At 37.3% G+C, this 17388-nt stretch carries 16 protein-coding genes and 1 other RNA gene; 12 read left to right on the top strand and 5 right to left on the bottom strand.

Annotated elements, in window-relative coordinates; all coding sequences use genetic code 11:
• Positions 1-9 precede the first annotated feature (9 nt).
• The 6 genes from P3T75_RS11720 (at position 10) to P3T75_RS11695 (ending at position 8218) form a co-directional block, all read left to right on the top strand.
• Positions 10-2298 carry a glycoside hydrolase family 65 protein gene (locus P3T75_RS11720; RefSeq protein ID WP_282461686.1) on the top strand — a complete coding sequence of 763 codons (2289 nt, stop codon included), beginning with the start codon at positions 10-12 and terminating at the stop codon, positions 2296-2298.
• 11 nt (positions 2299-2309) lie between these two features.
• A complete protein-coding gene (locus P3T75_RS11715; RefSeq protein ID WP_282461685.1) occupies positions 2310-4490 on the top strand; it encodes a glycosyl hydrolase family 65 protein in 2181 nt (726 codons plus the stop codon).
• A gap of 164 nt (positions 4491-4654) precedes the next feature.
• A complete protein-coding gene (proC, locus tag P3T75_RS11710; RefSeq protein ID WP_282461684.1) occupies positions 4655-5458 on the top strand; it encodes a pyrroline-5-carboxylate reductase in 804 nt (267 codons plus the stop codon).
• 13 nt (positions 5459-5471) lie between these two features.
• Complete coding sequence (locus tag P3T75_RS11705) at positions 5472-6074, top strand: TetR family transcriptional regulator (protein WP_230710354.1); 603 nt, start codon at positions 5472-5474, stop codon at positions 6072-6074.
• A 376-nt stretch (positions 6075-6450) separates the two neighbouring features.
• Positions 6451-7530 carry an ABC transporter permease gene (locus tag P3T75_RS11700; RefSeq protein WP_282461683.1) on the top strand — a complete coding sequence of 360 codons (1080 nt, stop codon included), beginning with the start codon at positions 6451-6453 and terminating at the stop codon, positions 7528-7530.
• Positions 7531-7534: 4 nt separating this feature from the next.
• Entirely contained in the window at positions 7535-8218 is a 684-nt protein-coding gene (locus tag P3T75_RS11695) for an ABC transporter ATP-binding protein (RefSeq protein WP_206902209.1), read from the top strand.
• Positions 8219-8269: 51 nt separating this feature from the next.
• On the opposite strand, the gene P3T75_RS11690 is transcribed toward P3T75_RS11695, so the two are convergent.
• Positions 8270-9166, bottom strand: a complete 897-nt coding sequence (locus P3T75_RS11690) for a cation diffusion facilitator family transporter (protein WP_282461682.1) — start codon at positions 9164-9166, stop codon at positions 8270-8272.
• 497 nt (positions 9167-9663) lie between these two features.
• Here P3T75_RS11690 and P3T75_RS11685 point away from each other — a divergent pair, with 497 nt between their 5' ends.
• Positions 9664-10782 (top strand): sortase domain-containing protein, encoded by a 1119-nt coding sequence (locus P3T75_RS11685; RefSeq protein ID WP_282461681.1) that lies wholly within the window; start codon positions 9664-9666, stop codon positions 10780-10782.
• Positions 10783-10941: 159 nt separating this feature from the next.
• Here the strand turns inward: P3T75_RS11685 and P3T75_RS11680 are convergent, their stop codons facing one another.
• From P3T75_RS11680 to P3T75_RS11665, 4 genes are all read right to left on the bottom strand, one after another.
• Positions 10942-11415 (bottom strand): universal stress protein, encoded by a 474-nt coding sequence (locus tag P3T75_RS11680; protein ID WP_282461680.1) that lies wholly within the window; start codon positions 11413-11415, stop codon positions 10942-10944.
• A 113-nt stretch (positions 11416-11528) separates the two neighbouring features.
• A complete protein-coding gene (locus tag P3T75_RS11675) occupies positions 11529-11801 on the bottom strand; it encodes a hypothetical protein (protein WP_206902406.1) in 273 nt (90 codons plus the stop codon).
• Positions 11802-11877: 76 nt separating this feature from the next.
• Positions 11878-12072: non-coding RNA, 6S RNA (ssrS, locus tag P3T75_RS11670), on the bottom strand.
• Between the two features lie 68 nt (positions 12073-12140).
• Positions 12141-13442, bottom strand: coding sequence for a replication-associated recombination protein A (locus P3T75_RS11665; RefSeq protein ID WP_206902212.1), 1302 nt, complete (start codon positions 13440-13442; stop codon positions 12141-12143).
• 344 nt (positions 13443-13786) lie between these two features.
• Between P3T75_RS11665 and P3T75_RS11660 the strand changes: the two genes are divergently transcribed.
• The 5 genes from P3T75_RS11660 to P3T75_RS11640 all read left to right on the top strand — a co-directional run bounded on the left by P3T75_RS11660 (position 13787) and on the right by P3T75_RS11640 (position 17350).
• Complete coding sequence (locus P3T75_RS11660; RefSeq protein WP_282461679.1) at positions 13787-14419, top strand: DNA-3-methyladenine glycosylase; 633 nt, start codon at positions 13787-13789, stop codon at positions 14417-14419.
• A 2-nt stretch (positions 14420-14421) separates the two neighbouring features.
• A complete protein-coding gene (locus tag P3T75_RS11655; RefSeq protein ID WP_206902214.1) occupies positions 14422-14901 on the top strand; it encodes a DUF3013 family protein in 480 nt (159 codons plus the stop codon).
• Positions 14902-14985: 84 nt separating this feature from the next.
• Positions 14986-15933: a 50S ribosomal protein L11 methyltransferase gene (prmA, locus tag P3T75_RS11650; protein ID WP_282461678.1), complete on the top strand. Its 948-nt coding sequence runs from the start codon at positions 14986-14988 to the stop codon at positions 15931-15933.
• A 1-nt stretch (position 15934) separates the two neighbouring features.
• Positions 15935-16681 (top strand): 16S rRNA (uracil(1498)-N(3))-methyltransferase, encoded by a 747-nt coding sequence (locus P3T75_RS11645; protein WP_282461677.1) that lies wholly within the window; start codon positions 15935-15937, stop codon positions 16679-16681.
• A 12-nt stretch (positions 16682-16693) separates the two neighbouring features.
• Positions 16694-17350: a beta/alpha barrel domain-containing protein gene (locus P3T75_RS11640; RefSeq protein WP_230710340.1), complete on the top strand. Its 657-nt coding sequence runs from the start codon at positions 16694-16696 to the stop codon at positions 17348-17350.
• Positions 17351-17388: the final 38 nt, after the last annotated feature.

Below are 17388 nucleotides of genomic sequence, written 5' to 3'. Positions count from 1 at the left end.
AGTGAAGAAATGGCAAAAGTGGCAGATCTTTATTACCAATTAGATCTATGGAAGATTGCCGAAAAAGGATTCGATAAAAATCGGAGCGAAGTTTCAGAGGCGATTTTTGCATTAGGAAATGAATATATGGGCGTCAGAGGTTATTTTGAAGAAGGTTTTTCTGGCGCTACTTTACTCGGCAGTTATTTTAATGGCATTTATGAAAATAGTCCGGAAGAAAATCGGGTACAGTATAAGGGAATTGTTAAACGTAGTCATTTTATGGTAAATGCAGTTGACTGGTTAAAGACGGAAATTATCATTGATGGACAACGTTTGGATTTAAATCGTGTTGCTGTTAGGGATTATTACCGTGAACTGGATTTACGTAGTGGTATTTTAACTCGGAGTTTCCAGATTACAACAGGAACAGATAAAGAAGTATTCTTTAAGTTCGAACGATTTTTGGATATGGAGCAAGCACAATGGGGCTATCAAAAAATCTCTGTATGTACTAAAGCCGAGAACGTAGAGTTGGAGCTTACATTAGGGGCTGACTTTAATAGTGAACATGTTTCACAAGGACAAAATTTTTGGCGAGAAATAAAAAAAGATACAGTTGGAGAAACGACTGGAATTCTAGGAGAAACGCTAACAACCAAACAAAAAGTTTTTAGTGGCTTTTATCTAAAAAACAATCAATCCCTGTCAAGTGAAGTCGTGACGAGGGATAAATTTATCGGTCGTAAGTTTAACGTTAAACTTAGTCGTGATAATTGTTTTGAAGTAGAAAAACACGTGAACAATATTGTCAGCAAAACTCCTATTGCGACAGAAAAATTATGGCAAAAAGGTATTCGTGACAGTCAAAGACAACAACAAATTAGCTATGAGCAAACTAAGATTAATCAAAAAGTCTATTGGAAGAAAGTTTGGGAAAAATATGATATTACCATTAATGGGGATGAACTGAATCAACAAGGGATTCGATTTTGTATTTTTCAATTACAACAGACGTATCATGGACAAAATAAAACCAACAATATTGGCGCAAAAGGTTTAACAGGTGAATCCTATGGGGGATTGGCATTTTGGGATACAGAAACTTGTTGTTTACCATTTTATTTGTTGAACAATTTAGATGCAGCAAAAAATTTATTAGAATTTCGCTATGAGACATTGTCCCAAGCACGACTGCGAGCAACTGAATTGGATTGTAAGGGGGCTTGTTATCCGATTGCAACATTAAACGGTCATGAAGCAAGTGATCTGTGGCAACATGCCAGTCTTCAGTTTCAGCCAAGTACCGGCGTCGCTTATGGTATTTTTCATTATATGAATTTGTCAGACGACACAGAATTTTTATACGGTCATGGAATTGAAATGTTAATTGAAATATGTCGCTTTTTGGCTAGCCGGGGTGATTTTAGTCCAACTGGAGAATTTGGCTTCTTTGGTGTGATGGGGCCGGATGAATTTCAAATGATGGTAAATCATAATGGTTATACGAATTACATGGCTAAAAAGACATTTGAATATACGTTACAAACGTTAAGTGAGATTGCAAGAGTAAAACCTGAAAGAAAAATAGAGTTAATCAGTGAATTGCAATTGACGCAAGAAGAACAAGAGTTATGGAAATTGTGCGCAGATAAAACACTGATGTTAATAAGAGAAGATGGCGTGATTGAACAGCATGATGGATTTTTCAAATTGCCACATCTTGATATTCAAGAAATTCCAATTGAAGATTTTCCGTTGTATCATCATTGGTCCTATGATCGCATTTATCGTAATGACATGATCAAACAACCGGATGTTTTAATGTTTCAATTTTTGTATAATCAAGATTTTTCTTTTGAATCTAAGAAAGTCAACTATGAGTTTTATGAACCCAAAACGATCCATGAGTCGTCATTGTCACCTTCAATCCACTCTATCTTAGCAGCGGAATTGGGAAAAAACGAGGCGGCATACGAATTTTTTGGTTTTGCAACCCGTATGGATTTGGATAATTATAATCGCAATACACGAGAAGGTTTGCATACAACTTCTATTGCAGCAGCTTGGATGAATATCGTTTATGGCTTTGGCGGTGTTAGAACGGATGGTCCAATACTTCAGTTAAATCCAACTATTCCGGAAAATTGGCATGATTATGAATTTAAGTTTACCTACAAAAACGCATTGATTGCCGTCAAAGTAAGCCAAAAATTCGTTTCATTAACCAAAATTACTGGTCCTGATATCACATTAAGTCTCTATGATAAAGCTGTTACATTAAATGATGAAGTCTATGAAATTAAAAGAAACTATTAGGAGGAACTTAGATGTCTTGGCAAGTTAGAGCAGGTTATGATCCTAACCAAATTGTTTCAAATGGCAATAAGTTTCTCTTGGCAAATGGTTATATGGGCTATCGCGGTACAATGGAAGAGTATGGTGCTGAACAATTAGCTGCAAATACTATTTTAGGCTTGTATGATCAAGTCGGAGATAAATGGCGTGAACCAGTAAATGCACCAAATGGCCTATTTTTTAAGATTTTTGACCAAGCAACTGAAATCAGCTTACTAACGCTAAAACCGTCATTTCATCAGCAGACATTAGACTATCAACAAGGTTTGCATATAAGAAAAACTGCTTTTTCTTATAACGAAAACACGATCACTCTTCAAGCTGAACGTTTTTTGCATATGAAGCGACTGCATTTAATGGCAGACGAGATAACGCTAGCTGCTGAAAAGCCAATAACATTACAAGTGAAAATTGGGATTGATACAGCAGTTTGGGATATTAATGGCCCACATTTGATCAATTTTGAAACAGAAGATTTAGCAGATCAGATTATTTTGTCAGCCAAAACGCAAAGGGAACACAAAAATATTACAGTAGCACAAGCAGTGAATGCTTCTAAACTGAATTGTTTAAAAAAAGAGGGGCAGTTTGCCTACTATGAGGTCACGCTAACGCCTGAACCGATAACTTTTCATATTTTTGCAACAACTTTTAATGCTAATGACTGTCAAAATCCCAAAGAGGCTGCCAAAAAAGAATTAGATGTGGCTTTTGCAATGGACTTTGCTAGTTTGAAAAAAGAACATACGCAGATTTGGAAAGGTCTGTGGGAAAAAGCGGATGTAGAAATTGATGGCGACAGTAAAGCCCAAGAGGCAATTCGATATAGTCTTTATCACTTGTTATCCATTGCACCGAGACATTCCGATCCGGTTTCTATCCCAGCTCGTGGTTTATCTGGGCAAACCTATAAGGGTGCAATTTTTTGGGATACTGAAATGTTTATGCTCCCATTTTTTATGCATGTTTTGCCAGAAGTTGCTAAAAATATTTTATCGTATCGCATTTATACACTTCCTGGCGCATTAGCTAAAGCAAAAGAGTACGGATTTAATGGTGCTTTTTACGCATGGGAAAGTCAAGAATTAGGTCAAGATGCAACATCTGATTACAATGTGGTCGATGTGTTTACCAAGCGGCCAATGCGAACTTATTTTCGGGATAAACAAATTCACATTTCTGGTGATATTGCGTATGCTTTTTGGCAATACTATGAATATACAAAGGATTTAGAACTGCTTTTAAAAGGTGGTGCACAAGTTATTTTTGAATGTGCCAAATTTTATTATTCTTATGCGTATTATAAAGTCGAAAAAAATCGCTTTGAATTAATTGATGTAATCGGGCCAGACGAATATCATGAACGAGTTTACAATAATGCCTATACCAATAAACTTGCACAAAAAACAATGAAAATTGCTTTGGATTTATGGGAAATGTTAGCTGAAAATGCGCCAGAAGATTTGGCTGAAATTTTAACGGCAACAGAATTAATGGAAATAGATAAAGAAAAATTTCAACGATTTTATAATGAAATTTATGTACCACAGCCAAATGATGCAGAAATAATCGAACAATTTGACAATTATTTTTCTTTAGAAGATGTTTCGGTTACAGCAGTAAGAAAGCGGTTGCTAGATGACAAAGAGTATTGGGGTGGCGCATATGGTGTTGCTGCAGATACCCAGGTTATTAAGCAGGCAGATGTTATTTTTATGCTGCATCTATTTGGCGAAGACTACACGAAAAGTGAAATTCAAAAAAATTGGGAATACTACGAGCCAAGAACCGAACATGGATCTTCATTGAGTGCTTGTATCTATGCTTTAGTTGCTTGCCAGTTTGATAATCAAGACTGGGCCTATCCTTATTTTATGAAAACGGCCACTGTTGACTTAACTGGAGAGACAAAACAATATGCGGGAACAATTTATATTGGTGGTACCCATCCTGCTGCTAACGGCGGGGCGTGGCTAGCAGCTATAAAAGGATTTGGTGGTTTGTCTGTGAAAAACAACCAGTTGCAAGTCACTCCCAAATTACCAAAATCATGGCAACGTCTGGCTTTTAATACTATTTTTAATGGAGAAAGCTACCATATTGAAATTGAAGCTGGAAAGACACCGCGCATTTCAAAAAAAAATAATCCATAAGGCGTCTTTTAAACACGATTAGCTTAAAACTAGGTAATGAAGTTTTAAGTTAATCGTGTTTTATAGGATGTTTTTTATGATGTACATAGCAAATAAAAATTCACCTGACAGTAGCTTTTTATGAAAAAATATAGCAAACTTAAAGCAAAGAGAGGGTGAAGGAAATGGGAACAATTGGGTTTTATGGTGGGGGAAATATGGGGCAGGCGATGCTTTTGGGACTATTACAGGCAAAGCTATATGATAAAGCTGATATCTTTGTCTATGATGCATATGCGCCTACCCTAGAAAAAATCAATAAAGATTTTGGTGTGAGAACACTTCAAGCTGCTGATACGTTAATTAAAAAAAGTGATAGTATCATTTTCGCAGTTAAGCCAGATGTTTTACCTAAAGTTTTACCGCAAGTAGCCAAAGTTATTAAAAAAGAGCAATTAGTAATTTGTATTGCTGCAGGAGTTACAATAGAGACAATCGCTGATTATCTTGGAGAAGACCAGAAAATTTTACGGGTGATGCCTAACACACCGGCCTTAGTTGGTGAGGGGATGTCAGCTGTTTGTGCCAATCAAAACGTTACCGAGGAAGAATTAGCGCAAACTTTGGCGATTTTTAGTAGTTTTGGCAAAGCCGTGGCTGTGCCTGAAAAAATGATGGATGTTGTAACGGGGCTAAGTGGTTCCGGACCGGCGTTTGTTTATCTGTTTATTGAGGCGTTAGCTGATGGTGCCGTTTTTGAGGGAATGCCGCGAGAAGCGGCTTATGAATTTGCAGCACAAACGGTTCTTGGTGCCGCAAAAATGGTAGTGGCAACAAAAGAACATCCAGCTGTTTTAAAAGATCGCGTCACTTCACCTGGTGGAACGACAATTGCCGGCGTAAAAGTATTAGAGACAGAAGGGCTACGTGCTGCAGCAATGAAAGCTGTGAGTGCCGCAACCAAAAAAAGTCGAGAGTTAGGTAAATAACGGAGGGGATGAGATGCCAAAAGCTACTTTTTTGAATTTAACTGTTGATAAACAGGAAAAAATTGAAATGATTTTATTGGCAACTTTTTACAACCGTCACATTTCTCAGGTGAAAGTATCTGAAATTGTTGAAAAAATGGGGATGTCACGGGGAGCGTTTTATAAATATTTTAATGATTTGGAAGATGCGCACCAATATGTGGTGCAAAAAGCTTCAGTTGCTGTTCATCGGGAAATTTTGACTTTTGTTTATACGATGTCAGATGATTTGTTTGCCGGGATTAAAACCTATTTGAAAAAAATCGCAGGAGTAGATAAAACAGCAAAAGAATGGCAACAAATCCAGTTGTTAACAGCCAATCCTACCATTTTTGCCAAGCGCAATAGTCATAATAACGGTCAGAATGCGATGGTTTTGCAATGGCAAGAGCTTTTGATCAAGAACGATATTAGCTTGGATACGCTAGCAGAAAGTCAAGAATTGTTATTTTTAATTATGGATTTAGTGATGGAAGTATTGACTGCCTTTATTGTAAATGACTGGGGTGAAAAAGAATTGGTAGATGTCTACCAATTACGGATTAAATGGCTTAAACAGGGTATTCAACAAAAATAAAATAGTTCAGATTAAACCAGGTATTTGCAGCTAAAAATAGTAATTTTGCTATTTTTTAAAGCAGGTATCTGTTTTTTTGACTATAAGAAAATATAAAATCTTGACAAGAATAAAGTGCTCTACAACAAATATCGTCATGTCAGATTTCACACTCGAATAGTTGTAAAACTAAAGTTGGCAAAACACCAGAAAATAAATTGCAGGAAATTTTTAGAAATCATTTGTGTTATGCGCAGATTGAACTTCACATGTATTTATAAATATTAAGAAAATATTAAGTAATTTGCAATTGGCAAGCAGAATTAGTGACAAAGTGTTACTGAGCATTTAAAGTGAATACCGTACTTAATGAAATTGTAAATAAAGGATGATGAATATGTTTTTAGCAATTAAAGAAATGCGCTATGCGAAGTTACGCTATGGCCTAATCATTGGCATTATGCTGCTAGTTTCTTACGTAGTTTTCTTGTTGTCGGGCTTAGCGTCGGGATTGGCACAAGAATTTATGCAAGCAGCAGGTGACTGGCAGGCCGACACGGTAGTATTAGCCAAAGATGCGAATAAGTCACTAAATGCTTCCCAGTTGACGTTACAAGATTTTAATGACGTAGCTACCACCAGCAAGAAGGCGCCCATTAGTATTTATAATGGTGCTGCAAAATTAGATAAAAAAACTACCGATATTACGCTATTTGGAACTGACGCAGATGCGTTTATGTTACCCAAAGTCACTAAAGGTAATCGCAATCTAAAGAAAAATGATATTATTATTTCGCAAAATTTAGCGGATGAGGGTTATCAGATTGGCGATAAGATCACGATTGGCAAATACGAAGAAAAATTAACGATCGTTGGAATTTTCAAAGCGACGTATTACACAGTTACGCCAGTTATTTATTCTGATACGGCAACATTTGTTAATGTAAAATACAATGGTCAAATTCCACAAGATAAAACAAAGACGCCAATTAATGGAATTTTAGTAAAAAAAGGGCGTCCTACTTTTACATCAGAACAAAAAGAAGATCTGGATTCACTAGCTTTGGCAGATTTTATTGAAGCAATTCCAGGTTATTCTGCGCAAAACTTAACTTTGAATGGGATGATTTATTTCTTATTTATTGTTGTGGCTGCCGTAATCGGTATTTTCATGTACGTGATGACACTGCAAAAGACAGCGACCTTTGGGATTATGAAAGCTGAAGGTATTTCTACTAGCTTTATCGCAAAATCAATTATTGCACAATCCTTTATGGTAGGTGTGATGGGGGTGCTAGGAGCTGCTTTATTAGCCTTTTTAACGAGTCTGATTTTACCAAGTGCGATGCCGTTTCAAATTGTTGTAAATGATTGGTTGTTATACGGTGTCGTCTTGTTAGTTGTAGCTGTTGTTGGTGGTTTGTTCTCAATTAGAACAGTGACCAAAGTCGATCCAATTACAGCCATTGGAGGTTAAGAATATGGAAAATGCTTTAGAAATGAATAATGTCAAAAAAGTTTTTGGTAGCGGACATACACAAATTACCGCTTTAAAAGGAATTGATTTTGCTGTTCAACCAGGAGAATTTGTCTCGATTATTGGTCCTTCGGGCTCTGGGAAAAGCACCTTTTTGACCATTGCTGGTGGCTTACAGACACCTTCTAGTGGGAGCATCTTAATCAATGGACATGATTTTACGAATCTAAATGAAAAAAAACGTAGTCAACTGCGTTTCAAAGAAATCGGCTTTATTTTACAAGCATCTAATTTAATTCCTTTTTTAAAAATCGAGGAACAATTTTTCTTAGTAGATAAAGTTAAAAAATCTAATTTGGACAAAGAAAAGGTCGAAACAATTTTACGTTCATTGGATATTTTTGACCTAAAGGATAAATATCCCCGCGACTTATCTGGCGGTGAACGGCAACGGGTTGCAATTGGACGGGCCTTGTATAATGATCCAAGCGTGATTTTGGCAGATGAGCCGACTGCTTCTTTGGATACGGATCACGCCTTTGAAGTAGTAAAATTATTGGTAAAAGAAGCCCATCAAAATAAAAAAGCTACGATCATGGTCACCCATGATCCACGCATGACGCAGTGGAGTGACCGGGTCTTGAAGATGACCGATGGCGTACTACAACCGGTACCAAAAGAAGATTAAAAAAGGACTGTCTGATTCACACAAATAGTGTGATTCAGGCAGTTCTTTTGATTAAATACTATGTTTCACCGATTCATCACTGATTTCTCCAAGTTCAACTTGGATTGTAATATGAGATAAGACAAAATTTTTCGTCAGCTCATGATCCAAGTTCTCCAAAAATTGATTGTTATCTGCTAACGTATCACGACAAACGTGGACTGTTAGTGCATTTTCGGTGGTGCTTAATCCCCAAATATGAAGATCGTGAATGGCTAATACGGTTGGCTTATTTTCAATAAATTTTTTAACTTCATCATAATCTACAGCTTCTGGAACAGCATCTAAAGATAAGTTCACAGCACCTTTTAGTAATCCCCAAGTACCGATAAAAATAATCCCAGCAATGATTAAACTAATGACAGGATCTAGCCAGAACCAATTGGTAAATTTAACGATAATAGCTGCTAGGACAACGCCAACAGAAACTAATGTATCAGCTGCCATATGCAAAAAGGCGCCCTTTACATTTAAGTCGTGTTGCTGGTCTTTCATAAAGAGGTAGGCAGTAAAACCATTGATAATAATTCCAACTAAAGCTACTAGAATGACCTTATTTTCAGCAACGGGTTGACTATTTTGCAAACGAGAAATGGCCTCAACTAAGATGCCACCAATAGCCACTAATAAAAAGATAGCATTAAATAGGGCCGCTAAAATAGAACTGCGTTTGTAGCCGTAAGTTCTAGTTGCTGTTCGTGGACGGGCGCTTAACAAGATTGCGATCCACGAAATAACTAGTCCTAAAACATCACTTAAATTGTGACCGGCATCGGCGACTAAAGACAAAGAGTTGGCCGAAAAACCAAAAATAGTCTCAATTACAACAAATAAGAGATTAATAATAATTCCAATTTTAAAAGCGCGTTTAGTTTTTGTGGTGGGTGTGTGTAAATGATGCTCATGCATAAGGATGACCTCCAATTTCATTCGATAAATATTAAGCACATTTTTATAAAGAGGTAAAAAATAAAAAACTTACATATGACTGTTTAATCATATGTAAGTTGATTTTAACACGACCAATTAAATTGTGCGAATAATACTCTACCCTTTAACTGGTGTATTTAGATAAACAGAGTAACAGCAATTACAGGCCAGAAGCCGAATTTTTTGAAAGACAATTCAAGCCAATGTCTCTAGTCCCAAAATCTGCTGAATAAAAAACATGCGTTACATTAAAATAATGAAATAGGTATTAATTAAATGACGTAATTGCGTTCATAAAATGAGGGTTATTTAATTGAAAAAAGAGTGCATATGAGGTAACTTAATGAGACGATAGCCTTTATAATAATGGTGAATAGCAATGGGAAAATAATATTATTTTATTCTTTAAAAATAATAAAATTTATTTTTTGTGACCATAAAAAAACAAACCGAGAAGTTGAAGGGTGGTGGAACTCATGAAAAAACGCGAATTGCTACTGGCGAGTTTAACGTTGCTTTGTCTGATAGTTGTTAGTATTAGCTTTTTTAAAGTTTATGCAAGTGCCAAGCGACGCTTGGATCAAGTATTAGTCGAAAATGTAACATTTGACGCTAGCGCCAAAGAAGTCGTGACGAAAGAGGCCTTACTTGCAGCAGCCCATGTCAATAAAATTCCCCGCGTGACAAAAGTAGATGTCCCTAATTTAGAATTCATCCAGAATATGCAACCAGGAACTTATGAGGTCCCAATTAAGGTTTATATTCAATTTGATGAAGTCATTACCCGGCAGATTACGGTTCGAATCGTTGATCAAACAAAACCTATTATCAAACAAAAAAAAGCCTTAGTCATTCCCCACAATACCAAAATTGATTGGGCGGACTATTTCTCAATTTATGACACGGTTGATGGAATTATTTCCTTAAATAAAAGTAAAATTAGCGCAGTTGATACAAATAAAGTTGGTAAGCAGACTGTGGTGATAAGCGCAAAAGATCAGGCAGGAAATACTGCTAAAAAAGAAGTAGTAGTAGAAATTGTTTCCAGCACGAGTAGTCACGCGGAAAAATTAGAACAGCCACTGTCTCTTCAAAATAGTTTGAAAAAGACAACAGCACCCAATACGGCAAAAACGCCGCAAAAAGAAAGTTCTGCTGAGAGTCTAGCTTCACCTACAACAAAGGATGATTTGAAGTCATCTGACAAGTTTACTTCAGTTATCCAGTTTAACGGTCAGACAATTTCTTATTCGCATGCGACAGGTGCTAATTCTGCTCCTGATGAAGGAGCCGCTACTTGGCTTGGAAAAGGGCTTGTGGACGATAGTGCACCAACACATTTTATTGGACATAATCCCGGTGATTTTGCGACGGTAATGGAGCTTTATGTAGGAGCGCCGATCACTGTTTATGATGATAATGGTAAGCAAAAAACATATCATGTGTACGAGGTCGTTGATGTGACGGATGAAGGATATAATGCCAATGACTTAAAAGACGACGTTTTACCACGCATGTTAGATGAAAAAGGTGAACGGATTAGTTTACAAACTTGTATTAATGATCATATCAATCGTTGTGTGCTAGCCCGCTAGAAAAATAAAAAAACGGCGTGGATGAATTTTGTTCTTACTTTTTTCTCATAAAAAAATACCTAAAGATATCAGCATTACCAGCTTATAAGCTCGTAACACTAGGAATCTTTAGGTATTATTTGTTTTTAAGGAATGCAACACGCAAACACAGACTGTTGCTTATTCTTTTTCTTCTTTGACAACTTTGTTATTTAAGTCAGTTCGGACAACTAAAACATCACAAGGTGCGTTACGGATAACATATTCAGAAACAGAACCGATAAAGAGACGCTCTACTGCATTTAACCCGGTAGCCCCTAGCATAATTAGATCTACGTTGTGTTCTTGTGGTAATTGTTTTGCAATGATAGGTTTTGGTGCACCATATTCAATAACGGTATTAATATCATGGCATTCTTGTTTTTTTGCATAATCGGTATAATCTGCTAATGTTTGTTTGGCCATTTCTGTGGCCTGTTCAGCTAACATACCATCAAAAGAGGAAACTGTTTGAAAAGCTCTTGTATCAATAACGTGGGCAATTAATAGTTTTGCCTCGTTTCGCTTTGCTACATTGACAGCTTTTCTGAAGGCAAGTTCAGCTTCACTAGAACCATCGACTGCCACCATAATTGTTTTATATTGTTGTAACATTTTACCCACTCCTTTACATTTACAACGCCCTAACTACAAAGCATCTTGTTAGCTACAATTTTATTGTAAACTACTTTAGGTGAATTGCAAAAAAGAAGCTATCAAAATCAGAATTATTTTTTGAGTGATTTTGCTAGCTTTAGACTAAAACTTGCTGCAAGTATAAGGACAAGAAAAATATAAAGCAAAATAATGATTTTTAAATTGATGATTGCTGCAATGAAGCCCAAAATACCAAAGGTTAAATAGAAGTGACCATAGGTTTTTAAAAAGCTCGGAATTTCCTCTTGTATTAATAATGGGGTTAATAATTGCGGTTTTTTCAATAAAACATAACTTAAAAGTAATAACAATAAAGCAAATAAAATGACTAAAACACGAATCATAAAAGTAAACTCCATTTCTAAGCTAAAAATAAAAGCCGTCTGTCAAAAGACAGGCGGCTACATTCATAAAGAATGGGTAATATCCGTAGATGCCGTTATTCGTCCCATAGTATTGATCCCGCAATTTCTAGCAGGTGGGTTCCACGGTTTAAGTATCGAACTACCAAAAGAAAAGGCATGTTACCAACTCACACACAGGACGGATCCCAATATATCAATAAAAATGTTCGGTCAACACACAAAAAGGATAACTCGTACATCACAGAATTCCCACTTACATAGTAGCATAGGGGGACAAAAGTAGCAACCAGATTGCTTTTGTTTTTGTAATCGCTATCTTTAACTATCTGACAGCTTTTTGGTTTGTCGCCTTTTATGCTGCCAATCTTTGATACGATAATATTGTTGGCCTAATGCTTGTTCATATTTTCCCGATGCTTTAGGGTGATAATAATGCGCGTCTTTGATTTTATCGGGGAGATACTGTTGATTAACCCAAAAATCTTCGAAGTTGTGGGGATATTGATAACCCACTCCCCGCTCTAAATCTTTTGCCCCTTTGTAGTGACTGTCCCGTAAGTGATCGGGAACATCCCCTGTAGCTCCTGTTCTAATATCAGTAATGGCAGCATCAAGAGCGGCATAAGCAGAATTTGATTTAGGCGATAAACATAAATCAACGACACAATCTGCTAGTGGAATTCGTGCTTCTGGCAGACCAAGACGTTCAGCCGCTAAAACCGCATTGACAGTTCGTGCCGCAGCGGCGGGATTTGCTAAGCCAATATCTTCGTAGCCAATAACCATTAAGCGGCGACAAATAATCGCTAAATCCCCGGCTTCAACTAGCCGTCCTAAATAATGCAGTGCGGCGTCCACGTCGCTACCGCGAATTGATTTTTGAAAGGCTGAAATAACATCGTAATGGGCATCGCCGTCTTTATCGTGGGTAAGGGCTTTTCTTTGGATACATTCTTCAATGATACTAAGGGTTAAATGAATTACTCCGTCTTTTTCTGGCGTAGAGCGAACGGCTAGTTCCAGTCCGTTTAAGGCGCTGCGCAGGTCACCATTGGTAGCGCGGGATAAATGAAGGCGTGCGTCTTCATCAATTTTAACAGGAAAATCTCCTAAGCCTCGTTTAGAATCACTTAACGCGAGATCAACAGCTTGCAAAATATCAGCTTCTGAAAGGGGTTTGACTTCAAAAATTTGGCATCGACTGCGAATCGCTGGATTAATTGTAATATAGGGATTTTCAGTTGTAGCACCAATCATAATAATACTGCCGCTTTCTAAATGAGGTAAAAGAAAGTCCTGCTTGGTTTTATCTAGGCGATGGACCTCATCTAATAATAAAATGACTGTCCCACTCATCTTGGCTTCTTCGGCGACAACTTGTAAATCTTTTTTGGTATCTGTTGCCGCATTTAGCATCCGAAAAGCGTATTTGGTCGAACCAGCAATTGCTGAGGCAATACTGGTTTTACCAGTTCCAGGTGGTCCATATAAAATCATAGAAGATAACATTTTGGCTTCCACCATACGTCGGATAATTTTGCCTGGGCCTACCAATTGTTGTTGGCCGACCACTTCATCTAAATTACGGGGACGCATGCGAAAAGCAAGTGGCTTTTGCATGAGAGCAAGCCTCCTTTGTAGGGTTTATAGTGTGTTGTAAGCTAAAATGCAGCTCTTTAAAAAATAGTGTTGCTAACTTTTTGATCCCGTATCCCATGTCAATTTTTTGAAATTTTGAAAACGTGCAACAGACAAAAAACGTCAGAATAGGGGGATATTTTTTTAAAGAGAAATTCGCTAGTTTGGCTTTTTCTGATTTTTTTTAGAATACAATATAGGATGGTTAAAGTATAACATAGCTTTTTGACAATTAAATCTTTTGAAATTGTGGAAAATCCTTAAAAACCAACTGATTTCATGGTCAGAAGCAGGTCTTTTGTGTACAATGAGGGAAGGTGAATGAGATGAGTACATTAAATGAAGCACAAGAAATTTTTAATACAAAAACGACACCGGAAATTGCTGAGTATTTGATTGGGATGTATGTAGAAAATGTGACGCCAAAAGGAACTACTGGTGGTTATATCGTCGACTGTGAAGCTTACCTAGGTCCGGAAGATGAAGCTGCCCATAGTTATGGCATGCGCAAAACACCACGAGTTCGTGCGATGTATGAAAAAGCGGGCTCGATTTATTTGTATACCATGCATACCCATTTAATTTTGAATATGGTCACTCAAAAGTCCGGTATTCCTCAAGGGGTCATGATCAGAGGGATTGAACCGGCTGCGGGCATTTCATTAATGCAAGCAAATCGTGGTGGCAAATACGGCCCAGAAATTAGTAATGGTCCAGGAAAATTAGTGGCTGCTTTAGGGATTAGCAAAGATTTATATGGCGATTCGATTTTTTCGAGTCCGTTGCATCTTGTGCCGAGTAAAAAGCGAGAACCCAAAGAAATTTTACGCTTGCCACGTATCGGCATTCCCAATAAAGGAAAGTGGACGCAGATGCCATTGCGTTATGCACTTGCCGGCAATCCTTATATTTCACAACAAAAGAAAGCTAAAATTACAGAAGATTGGGGCTGGAAATAGAAATGAAAACCAATATTTTAACTTATTTAGATGAAGCACTAACCAAAAAAATTCCCGATTATGATGTTGCACTAGATTGGGATAAGAAAAATCATACCATTGAGATTGTCCTGCGACTTTTTGCTGAAAATAAGGCAAAACTAACAATTGATGATGCAGCTGGAGTGGAATCAGAAGAAGAAATTATTGAATTTGAGGATGGTATTTTATTATTTAATCCACAAAAATCAAAATTTGAGGAAACAGACTATTTAGCTGTCTTGCCCTATGAAGGAAAAAAGGGAATGCCAAAAGCGATGTTAGATGGTTTAGTAGATTATTTACAATTAGTTTTAGACGAGGGGCAAAGTGATTTGCTGGATTTTTTGGCGGATGAAACAGCAGAAGTTTTTGCACTAACTTTTGATCATGACGTCTTATTTTCTATCATGAACAGCTATAAAAAAGATGGGGATAGTTATATTTCCTATCCTGCTTATTAATATAGTTAAAAACAGGCAGGAATAACTGATTTTAGTGGCTGTTTGTAACAGCTGTTGCGAAAACTTTTATAAAGGAGCACAAAAATGAAATGGAATGAAATTAAAGTGGAAACAGCTAGTGAAGCGGTGGAAGCTGTAGCGAATATTTTAATGGAGGCTGGCGCTAGCGGAGTTGCGATTGAAGATAGTTTGGATGCAGAATATTTTCAATCTGACGCTTTTGGTGAATTGTTAGACAAAGAAAACTTTACTAAGTTAGATAAAGGAGCAGCGACAGTTCAAGCTTATTTTCCCGAAACGACATTTTTACCAGAAATATTGCCTTTTATCAAAGACCAGATTAATAAATTACCGGAATTTGGTTTAGCTATTGGGGCAAATATTGTTACGACGAGTGAAGTTTCTGAGCAGGATTGGGCAACAGCTTGGAAAAAATATTATCATCCAGTGCGGGTCACACGTTTTCTAACCATCGTGCCCCAATGGGAAGAATATACAACTTTAATGCCAGAAGAAAAAATTATAACATTAGATCCAGGCATGGCTTTTGGGACAGGGACACACCCAACGACTAATTTAACTTTGCAAGCATTGGAAATGACGTTGCGCGGTGGTGAAACGCTGCTGGATGTGGGGACAGGTTCTGGTGTATTGAGTATAGCCAGCAAGTTTTTGGGCGCAAATGACGTTCATGCTTTTGATTTAGATGAAGTAGCAGTACGCGCGGCTCAAGAAAATATGGACTTAAACCCAGTTGCAAAAGATGTTCAAGTAAGTGCCAATGATTTATTAAATGGCGTAGAAATTCAAGCTGATGTTATCGTTGCCAATATTTTAGCCGATATTATCATCAAAATGATTCCAGATGCCAACCGTTTATTAAAATCCGATGGAACATTGATTGTCTCTGGCATTATTGAAGATAAAAAAGATGAGGTGCTGGAAGTCTTATTCACTTATGGCTTTTATGTAGCGCAAATTTTGCAGCAAAAAGATTGGTTTGCGATTATTTTGAAAAAAGAGGAAGTTTAAGATGCAACGCTACTTTATTTCCGCGCCATATCAAAGCGGTGAAATCCGGTTAGCAGGGGAAGCTTTTCATCATATGATTCGTGTCATGCGGATGAAGCCAGCAGAAAAAGTATATCTGGTTTATGAAGATCAGATTGCTATTATTGCCCAAATCACCGCCGTCGAAGAAAATGCGGTCGTTTTAAGGGAAGTCGCCAAAGAAATGCAAAATAAAGAGTTACCTCTTTTGGTTACGATTGCCAGTGGTTATCCAAAAGGCGATAAGTTGGAATGGATTGTCCAAAAAGGAACTGAACTGGGTGCCTATGAATTTATTGGCTTTCCTGCTCAAAGTTCGGTTGTAAAATGGGATGAAAAAAAATTAGCAAAGAAAAAACAACGTTTAACAAAAATTGCCCAAGAAGCAGCTGAGCAATCACAACGGCAATTAACGCCAAATGTAGAACTTTTAGCTAATGAAGGGCAATTGTGGGACAAATTAGCAGAATACGACGGAATTGTCGTAGCTTATGAAGAGTCTGCTAAAGAAGGGGAAAAGGCCCAATTGGTTCAAATTTTGCAAGAATTGCCAGCTGGCAGCCGCCTACTCGCAATTTTTGGCCCAGAAGGTGGGATTACACCTAGTGAAATAGAAAAAATGCGTGCAGCTGGTGGTAAATTATGCGGTCTAGGTCCACGGATTTTACGAACAGAAACAGCCCCCTTATACTTACTAAGTGCGATTAGTTATCAGTGGGAATTATTGTAAAGAGGTGAGCTTATGAAAGTTAGTGAGATTATCAGTTTACGTTTGGTTGATCCGACGATGACAGACTGGGATTTTAAAGATCAACTTTTGTCATTACAGAACAAGCCTTTAAAAGAAATTGTTGTCTTGCCTAATCATTTGGAGCGGGCAAAACAGCTTCTAGCGAAGACATCCATTGAAATTGGTACGGTAATTGACTATCCTTTAGGCAATGGTACGATTGCAAAAAAAGCTTTTGAGGTTGGCAAAGCATTTCAAAGTGGCGCCGATTTTTTGGAAATTACTGTTTCACCTACGATGCTCATTCAACAAAGTGCAAAAGCAAAAGAGCTAAACAAAACATTACAATCTTTAGCAATGGCGTGGGGTGAAATACGCCTCCGGGTAGACAGCCGCAACTTAAAAGAATTGCAAAAAATCGAAATTGCCCAACAAATTAAAGAGTTGGGCTGGCACCATTTAATCTTAGGTGAAGGGGATTCTTTTGACAATGCCAAGCACGATGCGACAATTTTTGATTATGACGCGGGTAAAACTGTCAAGCTACAAATCAATTTAACCAGTGTAACAAGCGAACAGCTTCAAGAGTTAATTTTAAGTGGCGCTGATAGTTTTGGTGTTTTAACTTTAGCTAATTTGGATTTAACGGCAGAATTAAGGGAGTTTTAAGCAAGTTTTAAGCAATTGAAATCTCGCTAGTTTCTAGT

The organism is Enterococcus montenegrensis (assembly GCF_029983095.1).
GTDB classification, from domain to species: domain Bacteria; phylum Bacillota; class Bacilli; order Lactobacillales; family Enterococcaceae; genus Enterococcus_C; species Enterococcus_C montenegrensis.
This window is presented reverse-complemented; position numbering and strand designations above follow the sequence as displayed.

What these genes read in the sequence shown, in the direction of transcription:
- P3T75_RS11665 (WP_206902212.1), bottom strand. Translation starts at nt 13,442, where the DNA reads ATGCAAAAGCCACTTGCTTTTCGCATGCGTCCCCGTAATTTAGATGAA.
- P3T75_RS11675 (WP_206902406.1), bottom strand. Translation starts at nt 11,801, where the DNA reads ATGATTCGTGTTTTAGTCATTTTATTTGCTTTATTGTTATTACTTTTA.
- P3T75_RS11690 (WP_282461682.1), bottom strand. Translation starts at nt 9,166, where the DNA reads ATGCATGAGCATCATTTACACACACCCACCACAAAAACTAAACGCGCT.
- P3T75_RS11720 (WP_282461686.1), top strand. Translation starts at nt 10, where the DNA reads ATGGCAAAAGTGGCAGATCTTTATTACCAATTAGATCTATGGAAGATT.
- P3T75_RS11645 (WP_282461677.1), top strand. Translation starts at nt 15,935, where the DNA reads ATGCAACGCTACTTTATTTCCGCGCCATATCAAAGCGGTGAAATCCGG.
- P3T75_RS11640 (WP_230710340.1), top strand. Translation starts at nt 16,694, where the DNA reads ATGAAAGTTAGTGAGATTATCAGTTTACGTTTGGTTGATCCGACGATG.
- P3T75_RS11715 (WP_282461685.1), top strand. Translation starts at nt 2,310, where the DNA reads ATGTCTTGGCAAGTTAGAGCAGGTTATGATCCTAACCAAATTGTTTCA.
- P3T75_RS11700 (WP_282461683.1), top strand. Translation starts at nt 6,451, where the DNA reads ATGTTTTTAGCAATTAAAGAAATGCGCTATGCGAAGTTACGCTATGGC.
- P3T75_RS11660 (WP_282461679.1), top strand. Translation starts at nt 13,787, where the DNA reads ATGAGTACATTAAATGAAGCACAAGAAATTTTTAATACAAAAACGACA.
- P3T75_RS11655 (WP_206902214.1), top strand. Translation starts at nt 14,422, where the DNA reads ATGAAAACCAATATTTTAACTTATTTAGATGAAGCACTAACCAAAAAA.
- P3T75_RS11695 (WP_206902209.1), top strand. Translation starts at nt 7,535, where the DNA reads ATGGAAAATGCTTTAGAAATGAATAATGTCAAAAAAGTTTTTGGTAGC.
- proC (WP_282461684.1), top strand. Translation starts at nt 4,655, where the DNA reads ATGGGAACAATTGGGTTTTATGGTGGGGGAAATATGGGGCAGGCGATG.
- P3T75_RS11685 (WP_282461681.1), top strand. Translation starts at nt 9,664, where the DNA reads ATGAAAAAACGCGAATTGCTACTGGCGAGTTTAACGTTGCTTTGTCTG.
- P3T75_RS11680 (WP_282461680.1), bottom strand. Translation starts at nt 11,415, where the DNA reads ATGTTACAACAATATAAAACAATTATGGTGGCAGTCGATGGTTCTAGT.
- prmA (WP_282461678.1), top strand. Translation starts at nt 14,986, where the DNA reads ATGAAATGGAATGAAATTAAAGTGGAAACAGCTAGTGAAGCGGTGGAA.
- P3T75_RS11705 (WP_230710354.1), top strand. Translation starts at nt 5,472, where the DNA reads ATGCCAAAAGCTACTTTTTTGAATTTAACTGTTGATAAACAGGAAAAA.